We start from the raw sequence: 4,624 nt of genomic DNA, 5'->3' as shown, positions 1-4,624 counted from the left end.
GGCGGCATGAAACAAAGCGGCTTCGGCAAAGAAAACGGCTTCGACTCCGTCGCCATGTACACCCGCCGCAAAGCAGTCGTCTGGGACCTCACCACCACACGCGAACTCCCCTACACCAACTGACGCGAGCAGGAGCGGCCTTCCGCCCGATCGCATTCTGCGTGGGGCACAGAATACAAAAAGCAGAGGAGGGTTCCCGGTGACGGGAACCCTCCTCTGCTGGGGCGGTGCCAGGCGCAGGCTCCCAGGCGGCAACTCGGCCAGCTTTGGGCCTCCCGGCCGGGGGCGCACCCGGTAAGAGGGGGCAGCATGCTCTCAACTGGGCAAGAGGAAGCGTGCCGGGCATCCACCACGGTGCGTGCTCGAACCGCCTGGCACGTCGCCCGCTACCGCAGGGCTGTCACTGCTGCGTTCCTGGTGGTACAGGGAGCTGGGGCTGAAAGCCCCCCGTCGACCACTGCGTGGACGCCCGACTTGTACAGCGCCAGGGCGGTCCGCAGGGTAACGGTGAGAGCTCGCGCCCCGCCCGCTGCAGCAAGTGCAACCACACTGCATTGCTTGCCGCCGTCCCGGATCTTGACCGAGATGGGCCGCAGGCCGTTGCTGCTGACGTCAACTATCCCCGCAGGGTCCGGAACGTCGCCGAGGCGGTAGTCAATAAGTTCCCCCCTGAAGGTCTTCAACCGCAGAAGGGTATGGTGCGGGCCGTAAGTGGCTCCCGCAACCACCGCTGATCCCACGAACTGGCCGGAGCTGGGGGATGTTCTCAGTGTCGCTGCCATGTCTTCTCCTGTTTGCGGTGCCGCAGATGAAGGTTTCTTGTGATTTCGGCGGGGTGCGACCCGAACCTCGCACCGCTCCGGAAGGCCAGAGCCCTGCACGTCAGGTGCAATGCAGTGGTGGCTAACCGGCCGCTTCAGTATTGACTTTATCCCATAATACGGGATACCGTCTACAGGGGTCCGTATCCATTCCTGCGGGCTCCCGACTCTCAAGACGCACTCGTGACGAGCCATAGAGCGCTCAGAAACCAACCACTAAGGAAGTATTAGCGTGTCAAAGAAGATCGCGATTTTGCACACCAGCTTCGTATTTGTCTCCGTCGAACCTGTGATCAATAACCTGATCGCTGAGTTGATTCCTGATGCTGAAGTCATGCACTTTGTTGATTCCGACGTCCTCGCCACCGTTCAGCGGGAAAACGGCATCTCCCGTAAGAGCGAGGAGCGGATGACCCACTTGGCGCAGGCTGCAGAGGCCGCCGGAGCGGACATCATCTTTTCCGCTTGCTCCTCCCTGGGGCCGGCCCTGGACGTTGCTGCCCGCAATGTCCACACGCCGGTCATCAAGATCGATGAGGCGATGGCGCTTCGGGCGGCCAGCGACGGAACCCGCATTGGGGTCTTGGCCACCGTGCCCACGACGCTTGGTCCGACCTCGGATTTGATCCAGGCCAAGGCAAACGAGTTGGGGCGCAGCGTCACGATTGAGCAGCGGTTGTGTGAAGGAGCGTTCTCGGTCCTCATGTCAGGTGACAGGGAAAAGCACGACTCCATGATCATCGAACAGGCCACGGATCTTGCCGGAAACGTCGACCTGATCGTCTTGGCCCAGGCCTCGATGAACCGCCTCGCTCCAGTCCTGCAGGAAAAGACCAACCTGACCGTGCTGTCCAGTCCTCGGATGGGCGTCGATTACCTGGCGCAGCGCGTGGCGGAACTGGCTGTCTGACCTCCCGTGCAACGAGTGGGCCATATCAGCCCCTACGCATGATGCCGGCGCAACGAATCTGTTGCGCCGGCATCAGCGTTTAACCACGGCTGTCCAATCCTCGCCCGGTATCCAAGGTGACTTGTGAGCGTCCAGCAGGCCAAGCAAATCCCGCATGAATGGGACTGCCCGGGACTGCCCGCGGCTGGAAATCGAGCGGCTGTCCCGGGCAGTTGAATTAGCGGGTGAGGATGCCTAGGGCTCCACTGGCGAAGTCCTTGGCCGAAGTGTTCCAATGCCCGAGCAAGCCCTGTATATTTTCGCCGTCTCTGCGATGGTCCGGGAGTTCTTCCTGGAGGGTCTTCAGGATTCCAGTGCGGAGCTCGGTGTTGAAGTTGACTTTGCCGACGTTCCTTGCCGGCGCCTTGGCAAGTTCTTCTGGCGGGATACCTGAGGCCCCGTGCAGCACCAGCGGGACGCTTGTCCTTTCTGCGATCTCCTCAATGAGGTCCCAGCGTAGCTGCGGCTCGCCTTTGTACTTACCGTGGACGTTGCCCACTGCCACGGCAAGCAGCTCGGCGCCGGTACGGCTTACGAAGTCTTCTACTTGGCTCGCGTCGGTCAGGCCGGCCACCGGCACGCCGGACTGATCCGCGCCAAAGGCTCGGTCCTCGTCGCCAGCAAGACCGCCCAGTTCGGCTTCAAGCACGACGTCACGCCCCAGAAGAGCGCGCGCCGCCAGGACCAGCTGGACATTGTTCTCAAACGGGAGAGACGAACCGTCGGCAAGTACCGAATCCGCCCCTGCAGCAACGGACTCTCTCATGACCCCAAGATGTGTAGCATGATCCAGCTGCACGGCTACCGGCACACCTGCAGCATCTGCGAGTCCTCGCAGTGCGGCGATCAGACGCAGTCCATTGGGCGTGGCCGCGGTCTTGGGCGCAACCATGAGAATCACGCCCTGGTGTGCATCCTCAGCCGCCGTGACAACCGCTAGCGCGGTAGTGAAGTCATAGCAGGTGAAGGCTGGAACAGCGGAGCCGCGCTGCAGTGCGGCGGTGACAAGGTCATCGAGTCGGGTACGCACTAAATGGCCCGCCCTTCAAAGATTTTGGGAATGGCCGACTTATGGTTGCTGCGCATGCTCTCCTTCACCTGCCGGATTCGAAGGTGTTGCTGAGTTTACGGGTGACTGTTGCGAGGGACTGGTCGTCCCCAACATTGCCGGCGAAGACAATGTAGGGAATGCCCTTGGCGGGGCCGTCCACGGGCTCCCAGAGGGAGACGATGCCCGGCAGCATCGGGCCACGGACAATGGCGCGGCGGATCTCCAGGCCGTGAGCGGCCACGTCAGAGGACGTGATGCCGCCCTTGGCGATGACAAACCGCGGAGGGAAGGTCTTCAGGGCGCGGTTGACCACGGCGACCACGGCGGCGGACACGGTGCGGGCGATCCGCAGGCTTTCGGCAGGGTCATCGGCCTTTATCAGCAGCCGGCTGGTGTGGACGATGACATCGCCGGCGCGAAGGGCCTCAACGACAGCCTCCACCGCCCGGTCCAAGTGGGCAGCGGCGGCGGATTCGTCGGCGAGGAGCTTTTCGACGTCGATCTCGATGATGCTCGCGGAGCTGTGTTCGGCGCTGAGGACGTTCAACTGGCGGGTCGTGAGCCCGACGTGCGAGCCGACCACGATCAGGCCACCGGCCTTGGAGGGGGTGTTGCCGTCATAGGCTTCCCCGGAGGTAAGGGCAGTGCGCACGTCCTGGCCGATCCGGCCGCGGACGAACGGCGGCCCGACGCGGTAGAGCAGTTTCTTGCCCCGCCGTTCCGCCTCCTCCAGGCCCAGCGCCAACGCACGCAAGTCGTTTTCGGTGACGATGTCCACCACAATTGGCGTGGAGTTGGTAGCTCCTTCAATGGCGTCGGCGATGGCCTTCGCAGAGATGGCCGGGTCCTGGGCGGATGCACCGGCACGGATGATGTTCAGGTCCAGGACGATCACGGACCCAGCGGCAAAACGGCCCTGCGACTTCTCCTCCACGTATTTGGCCAGCTCGGAGTTGGCGAAGCCGAAGGTGGCATCCTTGGCGAACTCCGTCTCAGCGACAGGGGTGAGCTTACCGGTGTCGTCCCCGGCGCCACGCATGTAGTGGACACCGCCGATGGTGAGGCGGCCGGCGTCGGGAAAGGCGGGAACGATAACCACCCCGTCGGTGGCTTCACCGGTCACAGATGCCACGGTGGCGGCGATGACGTCCGGTTCCAGCGGGTAGTGGCCGCGGAGGGTGGAGTCGCTGCGGCTCACGAAGCCGACCTTGATGCTGCCTGCTGCGGCTAGGGCGTTGCGGACCACTTCCCCGTTGCGGGCAGCCGCCTCTTCGGGGTCGAGGCTGCGCGTGTTGGTGAGGACATACACCGCTGGCTTGGACTGGCTGAATGCCCAGGTGAAGTCGGCAACCTCCCAGCGGGTGAGCACGGGCAAATCCGCCACGGACTGCGTGCCAGTGGGGTCATCATCGAGCACCACCAGGACACGCCTCGTCGCCTCCGAGGACGCAGCTACGGCTGCGGCTACTGATTGTGCTGGAATCTGAAGTTCCGCCGGGAAGGGGGCCAGAACATCGGCTTCAAGTGTCACTATGCACTCCATTGTGTGGGGTTATTGATTGCAAATCTTCAGGACCGGCCGCATCCCAATGCCGGCTTCCACGAAGCTGCCAGAGCCCGGAGGCGCCTGCGGTTGGATGATCTACGGCCACCCTTAGGCACGCCAACGGGCAACACGGGTGGTTCCGTGTTGCCCGTTGGGGTGTCCGGTTTTAGAAGGTGTGGAGGACGAAGCGGAGGAATTCGGTGGGTTCGATGGCCTTGATGGGGGTGGGGCCTTCGTTGGGTAGGAATTCGTAGCCG

General features: G+C 63.1%; 4 protein-coding genes. 1 reads left to right on the top strand and 3 read right to left on the bottom strand.

Annotation, left to right across the window (positions count from 1 at the left end; genetic code table 11):
- Positions 1–386: 386 nt before the first annotated feature.
- Complete coding sequence (locus ACFTSA_RS24305) at positions 387–782, bottom strand: hypothetical protein (RefSeq protein WP_377954677.1); 396 nt, start codon at positions 780–782, stop codon at positions 387–389.
- A 271-nt stretch (positions 783–1,053) separates the two neighbouring features.
- Between ACFTSA_RS24305 and ACFTSA_RS24300 the strand changes: the two genes are divergently transcribed.
- Positions 1,054–1,731, top strand: coding sequence for an aspartate/glutamate racemase family protein (locus ACFTSA_RS24300; RefSeq protein WP_377954676.1), 678 nt, complete (start codon positions 1,054–1,056; stop codon positions 1,729–1,731).
- A 217-nt stretch (positions 1,732–1,948) separates the two neighbouring features.
- On the opposite strand, the gene ACFTSA_RS24295 is transcribed toward ACFTSA_RS24300, so the two are convergent.
- Together ACFTSA_RS24295 and ACFTSA_RS24290 are read right to left on the bottom strand one after the other, a co-directional pair.
- A complete protein-coding gene (locus ACFTSA_RS24295; protein WP_377954674.1) occupies positions 1,949–2,800 on the bottom strand; it encodes a class II fructose-bisphosphate aldolase in 852 nt (283 codons plus the stop codon).
- Positions 2,801–2,864: 64 nt separating this feature from the next.
- A complete protein-coding gene (locus tag ACFTSA_RS24290) occupies positions 2,865–4,352 on the bottom strand; it encodes a four-carbon acid sugar kinase family protein (protein WP_377954673.1) in 1,488 nt (495 codons plus the stop codon).
- Between the last annotated feature and the right edge of the window lie 272 nt (positions 4,353–4,624).

The organism is Arthrobacter sp. NPDC057013 (assembly GCF_042674585.1).
Lineage (GTDB): Bacteria > Actinomycetota > Actinomycetes > Actinomycetales > Micrococcaceae > Arthrobacter.
This window is presented reverse-complemented; position numbering and strand designations above follow the sequence as displayed.

What these genes read in the sequence shown, in the direction of transcription:
- ACFTSA_RS24305 (WP_377954677.1), bottom strand. Translation starts at nt 782, where the DNA reads ATGGCAGCGACACTGAGAACATCCCCCAGCTCCGGCCAGTTCGTGGGA.